The organism is Ruegeria sp. CJ3 (assembly GCF_056536725.1).
The window spans coordinates 168,980-182,823 of sequence record NZ_JBQFQE010000006.1 but is presented as its reverse complement, the minus strand read 5'-3'; the positions used below and the strand labels follow the sequence as shown (position 1 = coordinate 182,823).

Genomic DNA, 13,844 nt, shown 5'->3' with positions numbered 1-13,844 from the left:
AGAACGGATCTAGCGCCGGAGGGTGCGGGTATAGGTGCCCGTGAATTCTGTGTAGCCGTTTGATGTGGATTTCAGGTGCGTTTGGGTCCAGCGGTGAAAAGTCGGGAGTTGGTAGAAGGGCACGTTGGGGAAGGCGTGGTGTTCCGCGTGGTAGGGCATGTTCCACGCGATGAAGCGGATAGCGCGGTTTGTGAAGGTAGTGCGGGAGTTTTCCAGCATATTCGCCACCGGCGGGCAGAGACCGTGTTCAGCCAGCAGGTAGAGGCGCAGGAACGGTTGGCCAAGCAGCACCGGCAGGAGCCAGAGCCAGATGAGGATCGGCGTGAAGAACAGGCTGGCGGCGGCGAGCGTGTAGAGGACGAGGAGCAGGCGGGCCTCGGTTCTGATGGCGCGGTGTTGGCGAGGCGGCAGGTACGGGGCGTCGATCCTTCCGAAGGCGTTTTGGAGCAGGGTGCGGGTCATGCCGCTCCAATAGGGTATGCCGCTGAGATAGATGAGCAAGCCGGGCCAAGTGTCGGGGCGGGGTTTGCCCGCCAGTTCCGGGTCTCTTTCCGGGTGGTTGGTCCATTTGTGGTGGGCCAGGTGGAAATAGCGGAACCATGTGAAAGGCAGCGCGATGGGGATCGAGACCGCGTGGCCCACCGCTGTGTTGATCCATTCCGTGCGGAACGGTGTTTTGTGGGTGCATTCGTGGCTGAGGGTAAAGAGGAACACCAGCAGGATGCCTTGGGGCAGCAGCAGAAGCGGCCAGAGCGGCACTTGCAAAGTGATGCCGGTTGAGGTGAGGCCGAGGGCTGTCAGGTAAAGCGCGAGATGGGTCAGGCCCGCCTGGTTGGAGCGGTGTTGGAGCTGCGCTTTGACTTCGGGCGGGAGGGTGGCGATCAGGCTGCGGTGGTCCATCCGGCTAGCCTCGGGCGATGTCAAAGCCGGGGGCGGCCAGGGTGAAGCCGTCGAATTCAAACCCGGGGGAGACGGTGCAGCTGACGAGAGTGTAGTCTCCGGTGCTGCGGGCGGCTTGCCAGTGGTTTTCGGGGACGATCAACTGTGGCGCGCCTTGGGTCAGGTCGGGAGTAAGCAGGTGATCGGCGGCAGGGCCGTCATCGGTGGCGCTGAGCGACAGGACCAGCGGGGCGCCCGCGTGGTAGAGCCAGATCTCGGTCGCGTCGACGCGGTGCCAGTGGCTGTGTTCGCCCTCGGCCAGCAGGAAGTAGATGCAGGTGCCGGTGGCGCGGCCTGCGTTCGTGGCGCGCCAGGTTTCGCGAAACCAGCCGCCCTCGGGGTGGCGCTGCAGGTTGAGGTGGTCGATGATGTCTTGTGCGGTCATGGCGGGCCTTTGGTGCTTTGTGGCGATTATGCACGGGCGGGTGCGATCTGCTATGGCAATTGTGCATGCAGGGCATATGTTTGCCGCATGACCCTGACGATCCCGTTTGACAACAGCTATGCCCGTTTGCCCGATACCTTCTATGCGCGGCAGGCCCCGGTGCCGGTGCGTGCGCCGCACCTGATTGCGTTCAATGCCGATCTGGCGCGATTGCTGGGGATTTCGCCCGGCGATGTGGAAGAGATGGCTGAGGCTTTTGGCGGGAATAGTGTGCCCGAGGGGGCGCAGCCGCTGGCGCAGCTGTACTCCGGGCATCAGTTTGGCAACTACAATCCGCAGCTTGGCGATGGGCGCGCCGTGTTGTTGGGTGAGACGGTGGGTGCAGATGGTGTCCGGCGTGACATTCAGTTGAAAGGGTCGGGGCCGACGCCATTTTCGCGTCAGGGCGATGGACGCGCGTGGTTGGGGCCGGTGCTGCGAGAATATGTGGTGTCTGAGGCCATGTATGCGCTGGGAATTCCGACCACACGTGCGCTGGCGGCGGTCGAGACCGGTGAGATTGTGCTGCGTGAGGGGCCGATGCCCGGTGCGGTGCTGACCCGTGTGGCGCAGAGCCATTTGCGGGTGGGGACCTTTCAGGTCTTTGCCGCGCGCGGGCAGTTGGACAGTTTGCGGCGGCTGACCGATTACGCCATCGCGCGCCATTACCCGGAGGCCGAGGGGCCGATGGAGTTGTTGCGCGCGGTACGGGATGCGCAGGCGCGGCTGATTGCGCAATGGATGAGCGTTGGGTTCATTCATGGGGTGATGAACACGGACAACTGCTCGATTGCGGGGGAGACCATTGATTACGGGCCGTGCGCTTTCATGGACAGTTATCACCCAAACACGGTCTACAGCTCGATTGACCGGATGGGGCGCTATGCCTACTCGAACCAGCCCGAGATAGCGGTGTGGAATCTGGCGCAGTTGGCGACGGCTCTGATCCAGCAGGTTGAGGATAAGGAGGCCGCGGTGGAGGAGGCGACCGAGATCGTCCATGCGATGCCTGAATTGCTGCAGGCCGAGTGGTTGCGGCGGTTTCGGGCCAAGATCGGTCTGGCGCGGCCCGAGGATGGGGATTTGCAGATGATCTCAGACCTGCTGGTGCGCATGGCCGAGGGTGGCGCGGATTTTACCAATACGTTCCGTGCGCTGGGTGGGGACCGGGCGCGGGATCAGTTCACCGATCCGGCGGCGTTTGACGGATGGGCCGAGGGCTGGCGTGCGCGACTGCAGCGCGAGGCGACCCCGGCGGAGGTGATGGCGGTGGCCAATCCGGCCTTTATCCCGCGCAATCACCGGGTCGAGCAGATGATTCAGGCTGCTGTGCAGGGTGATTACGCACCGTTTCATCGTTTGAACGCGGTGTTGTCGCGGCCTTATGAGGATCAGCCTGATGCGTCTGATCTGATGCGACCGCCGGCTGAGGGCGAAGTTGTTCAGGCGACGTTCTGCGGGACGTGATTGGCGCGGTTTCTTAAAAAGAAACCGGCCCTGAAACTTTTGAAGTTTCAGGTGCTGGTGGTGAGGTTTGCCGGAGGGAACTTGCGGCTTCAACTCCTGTTGCTTTGCGACTAAGTTGCAGAGACCACAAAACTGGAGAATTTTATGAAACTCGTGCTCGCTCTGACGCTCATTCTACCCTTCGTGGCGTGCTCGACCGGGCCGGTTGCGAATGTGACCCGGGAAGAAGCGATTGAGTTGCTGAATGCGGGGCGTGTCTCGGCCATTGGTGTGTCGCATTCCGGGTGGACTAGCCTGTCATTGGACGACGGTGAAATTCGTCAGAACAAGGCAGAGGTCATCGGATACCCGGACAGCCTATTGGCGGAATGCGCAGATTGCAGCAATGTCGCCCAATGGATTGAATAGCGGGGGCAATGGTTTGCGTGCGCGCCGATCGGATTTTTGCTTGCTATGACCCAGCCGCCAACTCTGCGCCTTGCCAGCTATAATATCCAGAAATGCGTGGGCCTCGATTTTCGGCGGCAGCCGCAGCGGATTTTGCAGGTCATCGAGAGTATGCAGGCCGATATCGTGGTCCTGCAGGAGGCCGACAAGCGCCTGCCGCCGCGCCCTGCCGCGCTGCCGCATTTCATGCTGGATGAGGCGGGTTGGCAGATTGTCGATCTGGGTGGTGCGGGCAGTTTGGGGTGGCATGGCAACGCCGTCATCTGGCGTGGCGACGCCATCCAGGTGCGTCAGACCGGGCATCACGATTTGCCGGGGCTGGAGCCTCGGGGGGCCGTTCGGGTTGAGTTCGACACGCAGATCGGGCCGCTGCGGGTGATGGGGATGCATCTGGGGCTGTTGCCCGCATCGCGGCGGCAGCAGATCGGCCATATCCGGCGCTGCGATTCTGATCTGGAGGACATGCCAACCGTCTGGGCCGGGGATTTCAACGAATGGTCGCGCCAGCCGGTGCTGGACCATCTGGCCCCGGATATGCGGTTTCTGCCTCCGGTAGCCAGCTTTCCCGCGGCGCAGCCTTTGGGGGCGCTGGACAGAATCGCTGTGGGGCATGGGCTTGAGGCGACCTTGCATGGGGTGCATGACGCCCGGCCTGCGCATATTGCCTCGGATCATTTGCCGGTCTGGGCAGACCTGCGCCGCGCGGCCTGAGGCAAAATCGTCGGTGGCGCAGGGCGCGTGGACATACTAAGACTGAGGTCCGAACAGTTCCGGGGGTCACCATGTCCGACACGATCATCGCCCGTTGTGAGGCCAAGGGCCTGCGCATGACCGGCCAGCGCCGGACCATCGCGCGCGTGTTGCAGCAGAGTGCGGATCACCCGGATGTGGAAGAACTCTATGCCCGCGCTTCGGCCGAGGATGCGGGGATTTCCATCGCAACGGTCTATCGCACCGTGAAGCTGTTTGAAGAGGCGGGGATTCTGGAACGGCTGGAGTTTGGCGATGGCCGCGCGCGGTATGAGGATGCCGAGCGGGACCACCATGATCATCTGATCGACATGCAATCGGGCGAGGTGATCGAATTCGTCGATCCCGAGATCGAGGCTTTGCAGGAAAAGATCGCCGCCAAGCTGGGCTATCGGCTCAAGGGGCACCGGTTGGAGCTGTACGGCGTACCGCTGGACAAGGACTGATCCATCAGGGAACGCGATTGGCCGTATCACGGCAAGTCATCGAAGCTGTCGCAATCGGGCTTGCGGTGTCGGGGATGTTCCTGTTGTGCTGACATGATGGCCCGGAGATCACCGGCCCGCCCCCAACGGAAACGCGCATGAACAATGTAAACGGTATTTTGCTGCTTGTCGGCTCGATGGCAGCTTTTGCAATCGAGGATATGTTTATCAAGCACCTGTCGGTCACCGTATCGACCGGGCAAATTCTGATTGTGCTGGGCGTTTTCTGTGGTCTGGCCTTTGCGCTGTTGTCGGTGGTGACGCGCAAGCGGATCTTCGATCCGGCGGCGTGGACCTTGATGCCGGTTGCGCGCGCGGCGTGCGAGGGGCTGGGCGCCGTGTTGTTCGTGACCGCGCTGTCGTTGATCGATCTGTCCACGGTTGCGGCGGTGTTTCAGGTGCTGCCTCTAGTGGTGACGATGGGGGCTGCGCTGTTTCTGGGTGAACAGGTCGGCTGGCGGCGGTGGAGCGCCATCGGTGTCGGGTTCATCGGTGTATTGATGATCATTCGCCCGGGGCTGGAGGGGTTTCAGCCTGAAACGCTGCTGGTCGTGGCGACGGTTGTTTTCATCGCCGCGCGCGACCTGATCACGCGCAGGCTGGATGCGCGGATCGCGTCTACGGTTGTCGCTTTACAGGCCTATATCGCCGCTACGCTGGCGGGGCTGGTGCTGATGGTGTCGACGGGGCAATCTTACGCCCCGCTGCAGGCGGCGCAGGTCGGGCCGTATCTTGCGGCGGTGATTTTCAGCATGTTGGGTTATTATGGCATCGTGGCGGCGATGCGGGTGGGTGAGGCCTCGGCCATGATGCCTTTCCGTTATACGCGGCTGGTGTTTTCGATGATTGCGGGCGTGCTGATGTTCAACGAACGCCCCGATGCGATGACGTTGGCCGGTGCGACGCTGATCATCGCCTCGGGCCTCTATACCTTTGTCCGCGAACGCCGTCTTGCGCGGCAGGTGGCCGCCGCCTGATCGCTGTTGGCGCAAACAGGCAAGTGTTAGCCCTAAAGGCAGGAAAATATACGTGTTAGCGTTAACGGTACCGGTTTACTTTTCGCCGGTTGCTGTTATGACGCGTGCAACCGAATGCAGCCATAGGGACGGCCTCATGAGCACGATCATCGACATCCACGCACGCGAAATTCTGGACAGCCGGGGCAACCCGACGGTTGAGGTGGACGTGATTCTGGAAGACGGCACCATGGGCCGCGCAGCCGTGCCTTCGGGCGCGTCGACAGGGGCCTATGAAGCGGTCGAAAAGCGCGATGGTGACAAGGCGCGTTACATGGGCAAGGGCGTGCTTGAAGCCGTCGCCGCTGTGAACGGTGAGATTGCCGAAGAACTGGTGGGCTTTGACGCGACCGAGCAGGTGGCGATTGATCAGGCGATGATCGAACTGGACGGCACGGACAACAAGGGCCGTCTGGGCGCAAACGCAATTCTGGGTGTTTCGCTGGCAACGGCGAAGGCGGCGGCGGATTTCACCACACAGCCGTTGTATCGCTATGTGGGTGGCACCTCGGCGCGGGTTTTGCCGGTGCCGATGATGAACATCATCAATGGTGGTGAGCACGCGGATAACCCGATCGATATTCAGGAATTCATGATCATGCCGACCTCGGCCAGCAATATCCGCGAGGCGGTGCGCATGGGGTCCGAGGTGTTCCACACGCTGAAGAAAGAACTGTCGGCGGCGGGTCTGAGCACGGGGATCGGGGACGAGGGTGGTTTTGCGCCGAATATTGCCTCGACCCGTGAGGCACTGGATTTCGTTCTGAAGTCCATTGAGAAGGCGGGCTATAAGCCGGGCGAGGAAATTCATCTGGCTTTGGATTGCGCTGCGACCGAGTACTACAAAGACGGCAAATACGTTCTGTCGGGTGAGGGCAAAAGCCTGACCAGCGAAGAGAATGCGGCCTATCTGGCGGCGCTGGTTGCGGATTATCCGATCATCTCGATCGAAGACGGCATGTCCGAGGATGATTGGGACGGCTGGCGCGCCCTGACCGATCTGCTGGGTGACAAGGTGCAGCTGGTGGGCGACGATCTGTTCGTGACCAACCCGGAACGTCTGGCCGAGGGGATCAAGAATGGTTGTGCCAACTCGATGCTGGTCAAGGTGAACCAGATTGGCTCGCTGACCGAGACCCTGCGCGCCGTCGATATGGCCCATCGTGCGCGGTACACCAACGTGATGTCCCATCGCTCGGGCGAGACCGAGGACGCCACCATCGCCGATCTGGCGGTGGCGACGAACTGTGGTCAGATCAAGACAGGCTCGTTGGCGCGTTCGGACCGGTTGGCGAAATACAACCAACTGATCCGTATTGAGGAATCGCTGGGCGAAGTCGCCGAATATGCGGGCGCGTCGATCCTGAAGCGTTGATCGCAGCACCGATCCAGACCCAGATCAGGCCTCGGCGGAAACGCCGGGGCCATTTTTTTCTTTGCGTCCTTCGCGATCCGTCTAAGCTGAACCCCAGTATCCATGATGGGAGAGGACGTCTTATGACCAAATTCAAACACATCGCAGGCGCGGGGGCGCTGTTGATCCTGCCTCAGCTTGCCTGGGCCGATCGTCCACCCGAAGCGGTGTGTCAGAAGATGGTCGAGGGCGATCCCAGCGGGCAGATCACAATGGAGGAATGTCTGTGCACCTATAACGTCGCCGACACGGTTCTGGACGACGATATCAAGGCGCTGCTGTTTCAGTCGTGGTACACAGGCGAAAACGTGACCTCGCAGTTGGAGGCGCTGCCCGAGCCTAAGCGGGTGCAAAGACAGTTCAAGACCATGGAGCGGACGTTCAAGAAGAACTGCCTGTAGGCCGCTTGGTCTGCTGACATAAATTTGCGTATGTGTGAACTTGTTCCTATTGCCCTTACGTAACCCCCGATAGTCTGCCTGTATTGCAGAAAGGGGGACATCATGTCTGCTTCAAAGTTCTTTCTTGTAATTTCAATGCTTTCCGCCGGAGTTCTGGCCGCATGTTCAGAGCCGGGGACCTATCCGATCACGGGGATGGAGGTCTCGCAGGATGATCCGGTGCGGGAAATGTACAATCCGGGCCTGATCTTCCGGGGCGAGTCGCGCTAGAGCGATTTGCTCATGAGCATATAGCCGTCGCGCGGTTTGAAGCCTGAGCGCAGGTATAGCTTCTGCGCGGTCTCGTTGGTGCGGTCGACCTCAAGGTGCAGGGCGGTCAGCCCGGCCTCGGCCAGCGCTTTGGGCAAGTCCTGTAGCACTTCGGTGGCGATGCCACGGCCCCTTACGGCCGGGCGGATGTAGATTTCGTCGACGAAGGCGTCCATTCCGCCGAACTCGACCGACCAGCCGAAGGTAAGGATGACATAGCCCAGCGGCGCGCGGCCCGGGCCGATCAGATAGATGCAGCCATGCGGGATACCATCTAGCAGGGGGGCCAGCGCGGTGCGGCGTTTCTCGTCATCTTGGGCGATGCCGGATTCGGAATGAAACGCCGCAACCAGCGCCATCAGGCGATCCAGATCGTCGGGGCGGGCGAGGCGAAGAGCGGCGGTCATAGGCGGGCCAGCCTTTCTGTGAGCAGGGCAAAGAAGCCGTCGGCATCCAGATCCCCCATGAAGGTCGCGTTGGGCGCACGGTCGGTGACGCCCCACCAGTCGGCGACGGTCATGCCGAGGGTCAGTTCGGACTGGGTTTCGATCTCGACATTCACGAAGCGGCCCGAGAACAGGTCGGGCCTGATCAGATAGGCGGTGACGCAGGGATCGTGCAGCGGAGCACCCTCGGAGCCGTATTTGTTCTTGTCGAACCGCTCAAAGAAATCGGTCATCTGGGCCACCGCGATACCGACAGGGTTGCCAAGCGCGCGGAAGGCATCGTTGCGGGGCTTGGTGACCAGCGCCTTATGGGTGACATCCAGCGACATGACGACGATGGGTCTTCCGGATTTGAACACAATATCAGCCGCTTCGGGGTCGACGTGGATGTTGAATTCCGCCGTAGGAGTAATGTTGCCGACTTCGAAATAGGCGCCGCCCATTAGGACGATTTCCTGCACCCGGTCCACAATGTCGGGGGCCTTCTGGAAGGCGGTGGCGATGTTGGTCAGCGGCCCCAGCGGGCAGAGGGTCACGGTGCCCGGCTCATGCGCGCGTAGGGTGTCGATGATGAAATCAACCGCGTGACCTGTGGTCAGTTGCATCTGGGGGTCCGGCAGGTCGGGGCCGTCGAGCCCGGTTTTGCCGTGAACATGCTCGGCCGTCACTAGCGGACGGTTCAGGGGCCTGTCGCATCCGGCATAAACGGGAATCTCGGTGTGGCCCGCCAGTTCGCAGACGATGCGAGCGTTCTTGGCTGTCAGTTCCAGTGATACGTTCCCGGCAACGGCGGTGATGCCCAGAACCTCGATCTCTTCGGGGCTGGCAAGGGCCAGCAGGATGGCGACGGCGTCGTCCTGACCGGGGTCGGTGTCGATGATGATTTTGCGGGGCATGGGGGTCTCCGGGGGCTTGAAGCGCGGACACTCGCAAGTGTCGCGCGACTTGTCTAGCCGATTTCCGCGTCCACCGTCGCATCCACCGGCGGGAGTTTGCCATTGGCGCGGTGTTCTTCGGTTTTGACCTCATCCCAGAGCGCGTCCATCTCGGCCAGATCGCTTTGCGCAGGGGTTTTGCCGCGTTCGGCCAACCGCGCCTCGACCTGTTCGAAACGGCGGGTGAATTTGGCATTGGTGCGGCGTAGGGCGGCCTCGGGCTCGATCCCCAGATGGCGGCCGAGGTTGACCATGACGAACAACAGATCGCCGAATTCATCCTCAAGCGCGTCGGCGTCCTTGGCATTGCGCGCCTCTTCCAGTTCGGCGGCTTCCTCGGTGATCTTGGCCAGCACATGGCTGGCGTCGGGCCAGTCGAACCCGACGCGGGCGGCGCGTTTTTGCAGTTTATGGGCGCGCAGCAGAGCGGGCAGGTTGGCGGCGACACCGTCCAGCGCGCCTTTTTGTTCCTTGCCTGCGCGCTCAGCCGCTTTGATGGTTTCCCAGTCTTTCGTCTGCTGGTCGGCGGATTTATCGCGGGATTCGTCGCCGAACACATGCGGGTGGCGGGCGACCATCTTGTCCGACATGGTGCGGACCACGTCCTGAAAAGTGAAATGCCCAGCCTCTTCAGCCATTTGCGCGTGGAAGACGGATTGGAACAGCAGGTCGCCCAGCTCGCCTTTCAACTCGTCATAAGCCTGCCGTTCGATGGCGTCGGCGACTTCGTAGGCTTCCTCGATCGTGTAGGGGGCGATGGTGGCGAAATCCTGTTCGATATCCCACGGGCAGCCGGATTGCGGGTCACGCAGGCGGCGCATGATTTGCAACAGACGCTCGATGCCCGCGTCCGTATCGTGGATCAGAGGATTTTCGGCCATTGCGAACCCTTTCGTTCCGGTGTCAGATGCATCCATCCCGCAGTCCCGATCAGGAGTCCACCCCAGATGCCCGTCGTCAACCGAATTGCCGATTACGCCGCCGATATGGCCGCCTGGCGCCAGCGCCTGCATACGATCCCCGAGCTGGAGTTCGAATGCTATGAGACCGCCGCGTTTGTGGCCGAGCGTCTGCGCGAGTTCGGAGTGGATGAGCTACACGAAGGCATCGCCAAGACCGGCATGGTCGCGATTATCAACGGGCAAGCGGATGGCCCGACCATTGGTCTGCGCGCGGATATGGACGCGCTGCCGATCACCGAAGAGACGGGGGTGGCGTATGCCTCAAAGAACCCCGGCAAAATGCACGCCTGCGGACATGACGGCCACACCACGATGCTGTTGGGGGCTGCGCGCTATCTGGCCGAGACGCGGAATTTCGCGGGCCGCGTGGCGCTGATCTTTCAGCCTGCCGAGGAAGAGGGCGGTGGCGCGGGTGTGATGGTCGAAGAGGGGATCATGGAGCGGTTCGATATCTCTCAGGTCTACGGTATCCACAACGATCCCGGGAACCCCGAGGGCGCGTTTTACACCACGCCCGGACCGATCATGGCAGCGGTGGATACGTTCGAGATTCACATTCAGGGCGTTGGCGGCCACGGGGCCATGCCGCATCAGACCAAAGACCCGGTGATGGCGGCCTGCGGGATTGCGCAGGCGATCCAGACGATTGTCAGTCGCAATCACTATGCGGTCGAGGATTTGGTGGTCTCGGTCACGCAGATTCACGCCGGGACGGTCAACAACGTGATCCCGGATACCGCTTATCTGAACGGCACCGTGCGCACATTTGATCCGGCGGTGCAGAAGATGGTGATCGAGCGGATGGAACAGATCGTGACGGGGCAGGCGGCCTCGTATGGGGTTGAGGCGCGGCTGGACTATCAGGTGGGTTATCCGGCCACGATCAACGATGCCGAGAAGGCGGCCTTCGCCGCCGACGTTGCGCGCGACGTGTCCGGCGCAGAACGTGTGGTCGACGATATGGGCCGCGACATGGGAGCCGAGGATTTCTCGTACATGCTGCAGGCCCGCCCCGGGGCTTACCTGTTTATGGGGCAGGGTGATGGGGCCGGGTTGCACCATCCGAAATACAACTTCAACGACGATGTCGCATCGGTGGGTGCCTCGTTTTTCGCACGGATCGTCGAAAAGGCGCAGCCTTTGGGCTGATGGGGGCAAGACATGGCACTGGAAGATGCAAAGAAACAGGTGGACGAGGCGTTCACCAACCCCGATCTCAGGGGCTTGTCCAATGAAAATACCTTTGGCGGCGCGACCTCTTTCCTGCGGCGGCTTTACACCAAGGACCTGAGCGGCGTGGATATCGCGGTGACCGGCGTCCCCTTCGATCAGGCCGTCACCAACCGTCCCGGGACCCGCCTTGGCCCCCGCGCGATCCGCGAGGCCAGCGCCCTGCAATCGCCCGACGCGCCCTATGGCTGGCCGTTTGACGCGCTCAGTGAGTTGGCCATCGTGGATTATGGCGACATGGCCTATGACTACGCCAATATCCCGGCCTTTCCCGACACGCTGACCGATCACATCCGCACCATTCTGAAGGCTGACGTTGCCTCGGTCACGTTGGGCGGGGATCACTATATCAGCTTTCCGATCCTGAAAGCCTATGCCGAGAAATACGGACCGATGTCGCTGTTGCAATTCGATGCGCATACGGACACATGGGCCGATGATGATATGTCCCGCGTGGATCACGGCACGATGTTCTACAAAGCGGTGAAGTCGGGGATCGTGGACCCGAAGCGCTCGGTTCAGGTGGGGATACGGACGACGAACGAGGACACGCTGGGCGTTAACATCATCGACGCGCGCGAGGTCTACGAATCCGGCCCCGCCGCCGTGGCGCAGAAGATCAAAGGCATTCTGGGTGACAGCCCTGTCTATCTGAGCTTTGACATTGATGGTCTGGACCCCGCATTTGCCCCCGGCACCGGCACACCGGTCTGGGGCGGGCTAAGTTCGGTTCAGGCGCAGATCATCCTGCGCGACATTGCCGGGATCAACATCAAGGGCGGAGACGTGGTCGAGGTCTCTCCGCCCTATGACACCTCGGGCGCGACGGCGATTGCGGGGGCCCATGTGGCGACGCAGATCATTTGCCTGCTGGGGTGGAACAAGCTGAGGTCTTAACCTTTGGTTAGGCATAATTCCGGTATCTGCTGGGTGAGGCACCGGATCGGAGACATCACATGACTGAATTCAACCAACCGATTGGCGGCAATGATCTGGCGCGGTTCTCGGGGCCGAATACGTTCATGCGGCTGCCGCAGGCGTCTTCGCTGGAGGGGCTGGATGTGGCGGTGCTGGGTATTCCGATGGATATCGGCACCTCGTGGCGATCGGGCACGCGGTTCGGACCCAAGCAAATCCGCAGCGAAAGCGCGATGATCCGGCCTTACAACATGGCCAATGCGGCGGCCCCGTTCGACAATCTGCAGATCGCGGATATCGGGGATCTGGCGATCAATACGTTCTCGCTGACTGACAGTCTGAAGATCATCAAGGACAGTTACGACGGCATTCTGGCGCAGGATGTGATCCCGGTTGCAATGGGCGGGGATCATTCGATTACCCTGCCGATCCTGCGGGCCATCGCGGCCAAGCACGGGCCGGTGGCGTTGGTGCATGTGGATGCTCATGCCGACGTCAATGACGAGATGTTCGGCGAGAAGGAAACCCATGGCACCGTCTTCCGCCGCGCTTATGAAGAAGGGCTGATCGTCCCCGACAAGACCTTCCAGATCGGCATTCGCGGCTCGGGCTATGCCGCCAGCGACTTTACCGAGGCGAAGGGCTGGGGCTTTCGCCAGTTCCCGGCGTGGGAGCTGTGGCAGCAGAACCTGACCATGATCGGTACGCAAATCCGCAAGGCGGTGGGCGAGCATCCGGTCTACATTACCTATGACATCGACAGCCTGGATCCGGCCTATGCACCCGGCACCGGCACGCCCGAGATCGCGGGTCTGACCACGCCGCAGGCGCTGCAGCTGATCCACGCTCTGGGAGGGATGAACGTGGTGGGCTGCGATCTGGTCGAGGTGTCTCCGCCTTACGATCCGTCGGGAAATACGGCGCTGACAGCGGCGAACCTGCTGTTCGAGATGTTGTGCATTTTGCCCGGTGTGACGTCACGATAGGGATGCGGGGCACCGTCCGAACGGGGTAGGCAGGGGCCAAAGGGACAGAACAGGCATATGAAAATGGTGTTGTGGCTGGTGATTGCTTTGGGCGTGGCGATGGGGGCTTATGTCCGTTTTGCTCCGTCCGACCCTGCGCGCTGGCATGTGGCGCCCGAAGGTGCGGATCGTGACCTGAAAGGCGGGGTTGTTCGTGTTGTCGAGACCGGCCCGGACGGGTTGGCGCGTCTGGATGCCATCGCCCGCGCGGCCCCGCGTACAACCGTGCTGGTCGGGTCGGTGGCAGAGGGGATGGTGACCTATGTCACCCGTACCAAGGTCTTCGGCTTTCCCGATTACACCACCGTTCAACAGGATGGCGACAGGCTGCGCTTCTATGCGCGCCTAAGATTTGGCCGGAAGGATTTTGGCGTCAATCGGGACCGGGTCACCGGTTGGCTGGCTTTGCTGCAGTCCTGAGGACAAGCACCCTTCCTGAACCTCGCGCCACATGGGGACGTTCAGGGACATCTGGCACTGGGCCATAAACATGCGGCCGTCGACCTGCAGGCAGATCATTTCGCCCAACTCGATGCGTGACCCGGACTTGTCGGTGCAATAGCAGTCGCGGACCTTGCCATCCGGGCCGACGTAATCCGCCAGCGCCGGGGTCGAGCAGAGGGTCAGGGCGAGGATCAGGCGTTTCATAAGGCAAACCTAGCACAAGGCGGGGCCT

At 61.6% G+C, this 13,844-nt stretch carries 18 protein-coding genes; 12 read left to right on the top strand and 6 right to left on the bottom strand.

Going from position 1 to position 13,844, the window contains the following annotated elements:
- Nucleotides 1–9 precede the first annotated feature (9 nt).
- Both ACR0J1_RS12885 and ACR0J1_RS12880 read right to left on the bottom strand, forming a co-directional pair.
- Nucleotides 10–900: a fatty acid desaturase gene (locus tag ACR0J1_RS12885; RefSeq protein WP_480733214.1), complete on the bottom strand. Its 891-nt coding sequence runs from the start codon at nucleotides 898–900 to the stop codon at nucleotides 10–12.
- A 4-nt stretch (nucleotides 901–904) separates the two neighbouring features.
- Entirely contained in the window at nucleotides 905–1,324 is a 420-nt protein-coding gene (locus ACR0J1_RS12880) for a cupin domain-containing protein (RefSeq protein ID WP_480733213.1), read from the bottom strand.
- 87 nt (nucleotides 1,325–1,411) lie between these two features.
- Between ACR0J1_RS12880 and ACR0J1_RS12875 the strand changes: the two genes are divergently transcribed.
- The 8 genes from ACR0J1_RS12875 to ACR0J1_RS12840 all read left to right on the top strand — a co-directional run bounded on the left by ACR0J1_RS12875 (nucleotide 1,412) and on the right by ACR0J1_RS12840 (nucleotide 7,613).
- Nucleotides 1,412–2,830, top strand: coding sequence for a protein adenylyltransferase SelO (locus ACR0J1_RS12875; protein ID WP_480733212.1), 1,419 nt, complete (start codon nucleotides 1,412–1,414; stop codon nucleotides 2,828–2,830).
- A gap of 144 nt (nucleotides 2,831–2,974) precedes the next feature.
- Nucleotides 2,975–3,238, top strand: coding sequence for a hypothetical protein (locus ACR0J1_RS12870; RefSeq protein WP_480733211.1), 264 nt, complete (start codon nucleotides 2,975–2,977; stop codon nucleotides 3,236–3,238).
- A gap of 45 nt (nucleotides 3,239–3,283) precedes the next feature.
- Complete coding sequence (locus ACR0J1_RS12865) at nucleotides 3,284–3,988, top strand: endonuclease/exonuclease/phosphatase family protein (RefSeq protein ID WP_480733210.1); 705 nt, start codon at nucleotides 3,284–3,286, stop codon at nucleotides 3,986–3,988.
- 71 nt (nucleotides 3,989–4,059) lie between these two features.
- Nucleotides 4,060–4,473: a Fur family transcriptional regulator gene (locus ACR0J1_RS12860; RefSeq protein WP_480733209.1), complete on the top strand. Its 414-nt coding sequence runs from the start codon at nucleotides 4,060–4,062 to the stop codon at nucleotides 4,471–4,473.
- A 137-nt stretch (nucleotides 4,474–4,610) separates the two neighbouring features.
- On the top strand, nucleotides 4,611–5,489 hold the full coding sequence (locus tag ACR0J1_RS12855) for a DMT family transporter (protein ID WP_480733208.1): 879 nt from the start codon (nucleotides 4,611–4,613) through the stop codon (nucleotides 5,487–5,489).
- Between the two features lie 136 nt (nucleotides 5,490–5,625).
- Nucleotides 5,626–6,903 (top strand): phosphopyruvate hydratase, encoded by a 1,278-nt coding sequence (gene eno, locus ACR0J1_RS12850; RefSeq protein ID WP_480733207.1) that lies wholly within the window; start codon nucleotides 5,626–5,628, stop codon nucleotides 6,901–6,903.
- A 122-nt stretch (nucleotides 6,904–7,025) separates the two neighbouring features.
- Complete coding sequence (locus ACR0J1_RS12845) at nucleotides 7,026–7,343, top strand: hypothetical protein (RefSeq protein ID WP_480733206.1); 318 nt, start codon at nucleotides 7,026–7,028, stop codon at nucleotides 7,341–7,343.
- A 102-nt stretch (nucleotides 7,344–7,445) separates the two neighbouring features.
- Nucleotides 7,446–7,613: a hypothetical protein gene (locus ACR0J1_RS12840; protein ID WP_480733205.1), complete on the top strand. Its 168-nt coding sequence runs from the start codon at nucleotides 7,446–7,448 to the stop codon at nucleotides 7,611–7,613.
- Here the strand turns inward: ACR0J1_RS12840 and ACR0J1_RS12835 are convergent.
- From ACR0J1_RS12835 to mazG, 3 genes are read right to left on the bottom strand one after another with little or no spacing between them, the layout of a single operon-like run.
- Nucleotides 7,610–8,059: a GNAT family N-acetyltransferase gene (locus ACR0J1_RS12835; protein WP_480733204.1), complete on the bottom strand. Its 450-nt coding sequence runs from the start codon at nucleotides 8,057–8,059 to the stop codon at nucleotides 7,610–7,612. The two genes, ACR0J1_RS12840 and ACR0J1_RS12835, sit on opposite strands and share 4 nt — an antisense overlap.
- Complete coding sequence (locus ACR0J1_RS12830; protein WP_480733203.1) at nucleotides 8,056–8,994, bottom strand: nucleoside hydrolase; 939 nt, start codon at nucleotides 8,992–8,994, stop codon at nucleotides 8,056–8,058. The genes ACR0J1_RS12835 and ACR0J1_RS12830 overlap by 4 nt, the downstream gene beginning before the upstream one ends.
- 53 nt (nucleotides 8,995–9,047) lie before the next feature.
- Nucleotides 9,048–9,914, bottom strand: coding sequence for a nucleoside triphosphate pyrophosphohydrolase (gene mazG / locus ACR0J1_RS12825; protein ID WP_480733202.1), 867 nt, complete (start codon nucleotides 9,912–9,914; stop codon nucleotides 9,048–9,050).
- A 66-nt stretch (nucleotides 9,915–9,980) separates the two neighbouring features.
- Here mazG and ACR0J1_RS12820 point away from each other — a divergent pair, with 66 nt between their 5' ends.
- The 4 genes from ACR0J1_RS12820 to ACR0J1_RS12805 are packed head-to-tail and all read left to right on the top strand — an operon-like array spanning nucleotide 9,981 to nucleotide 13,588.
- Nucleotides 9,981–11,144: a M20 aminoacylase family protein gene (locus ACR0J1_RS12820; RefSeq protein ID WP_480733201.1), complete on the top strand. Its 1,164-nt coding sequence runs from the start codon at nucleotides 9,981–9,983 to the stop codon at nucleotides 11,142–11,144.
- Between the two features lie 12 nt (nucleotides 11,145–11,156).
- Nucleotides 11,157–12,122, top strand: a complete 966-nt coding sequence (gene speB / locus ACR0J1_RS12815) for an agmatinase (protein ID WP_480733200.1) — start codon at nucleotides 11,157–11,159, stop codon at nucleotides 12,120–12,122.
- A gap of 59 nt (nucleotides 12,123–12,181) precedes the next feature.
- A complete protein-coding gene (speB, locus tag ACR0J1_RS12810; RefSeq protein WP_480733199.1) occupies nucleotides 12,182–13,129 on the top strand; it encodes an agmatinase in 948 nt (315 codons plus the stop codon).
- Between the two features lie 57 nt (nucleotides 13,130–13,186).
- Complete coding sequence (locus tag ACR0J1_RS12805; RefSeq protein WP_480733198.1) at nucleotides 13,187–13,588, top strand: DUF1499 domain-containing protein; 402 nt, start codon at nucleotides 13,187–13,189, stop codon at nucleotides 13,586–13,588.
- Here the strand turns inward: ACR0J1_RS12805 and ACR0J1_RS12800 are convergent.
- The gene (locus ACR0J1_RS12800; protein ID WP_480733197.1) at nucleotides 13,514–13,816 is read right to left on the bottom strand and encodes a hypothetical protein; all 303 of its coding nucleotides are present in this window, start codon (nucleotides 13,814–13,816) and stop codon (nucleotides 13,514–13,516) included. The two genes, ACR0J1_RS12805 and ACR0J1_RS12800, sit on opposite strands and share 75 nt — an antisense overlap.
- Nucleotides 13,817–13,844: the final 28 nt, after the last annotated feature.

Excerpts from the sequence above, each read along its gene's own strand:
- ACR0J1_RS12885 (WP_480733214.1), bottom strand. The coding sequence starts at position 900 with ATGGACCACCGCAGCCTGATCGCCACCCTCCCGCCCGAAGTCAAAGCG.
- ACR0J1_RS12880 (WP_480733213.1), bottom strand. The coding sequence starts at position 1,324 with ATGACCGCACAAGACATCATCGACCACCTCAACCTGCAGCGCCACCCC.
- ACR0J1_RS12875 (WP_480733212.1), top strand. The coding sequence starts at position 1,412 with ATGACCCTGACGATCCCGTTTGACAACAGCTATGCCCGTTTGCCCGAT.
- ACR0J1_RS12870 (WP_480733211.1), top strand. The coding sequence starts at position 2,975 with ATGAAACTCGTGCTCGCTCTGACGCTCATTCTACCCTTCGTGGCGTGC.
- ACR0J1_RS12865 (WP_480733210.1), top strand. The coding sequence starts at position 3,284 with ATGACCCAGCCGCCAACTCTGCGCCTTGCCAGCTATAATATCCAGAAA.
- ACR0J1_RS12860 (WP_480733209.1), top strand. The coding sequence starts at position 4,060 with ATGTCCGACACGATCATCGCCCGTTGTGAGGCCAAGGGCCTGCGCATG.
- ACR0J1_RS12855 (WP_480733208.1), top strand. The coding sequence starts at position 4,611 with ATGAACAATGTAAACGGTATTTTGCTGCTTGTCGGCTCGATGGCAGCT.
- eno (WP_480733207.1), top strand. The coding sequence starts at position 5,626 with ATGAGCACGATCATCGACATCCACGCACGCGAAATTCTGGACAGCCGG.
- ACR0J1_RS12845 (WP_480733206.1), top strand. The coding sequence starts at position 7,026 with ATGACCAAATTCAAACACATCGCAGGCGCGGGGGCGCTGTTGATCCTG.
- ACR0J1_RS12840 (WP_480733205.1), top strand. The coding sequence starts at position 7,446 with ATGTCTGCTTCAAAGTTCTTTCTTGTAATTTCAATGCTTTCCGCCGGA.
- ACR0J1_RS12835 (WP_480733204.1), bottom strand. The coding sequence starts at position 8,059 with ATGACCGCCGCTCTTCGCCTCGCCCGCCCCGACGATCTGGATCGCCTG.
- ACR0J1_RS12830 (WP_480733203.1), bottom strand. The coding sequence starts at position 8,994 with ATGCCCCGCAAAATCATCATCGACACCGACCCCGGTCAGGACGACGCC.
- mazG (WP_480733202.1), bottom strand. The coding sequence starts at position 9,914 with ATGGCCGAAAATCCTCTGATCCACGATACGGACGCGGGCATCGAGCGT.
- ACR0J1_RS12820 (WP_480733201.1), top strand. The coding sequence starts at position 9,981 with ATGCCCGTCGTCAACCGAATTGCCGATTACGCCGCCGATATGGCCGCC.
- speB (WP_480733200.1), top strand. The coding sequence starts at position 11,157 with ATGGCACTGGAAGATGCAAAGAAACAGGTGGACGAGGCGTTCACCAAC.
- speB (WP_480733199.1), top strand. The coding sequence starts at position 12,182 with ATGACTGAATTCAACCAACCGATTGGCGGCAATGATCTGGCGCGGTTC.
- ACR0J1_RS12805 (WP_480733198.1), top strand. The coding sequence starts at position 13,187 with ATGAAAATGGTGTTGTGGCTGGTGATTGCTTTGGGCGTGGCGATGGGG.
- ACR0J1_RS12800 (WP_480733197.1), bottom strand. The coding sequence starts at position 13,816 with ATGAAACGCCTGATCCTCGCCCTGACCCTCTGCTCGACCCCGGCGCTG.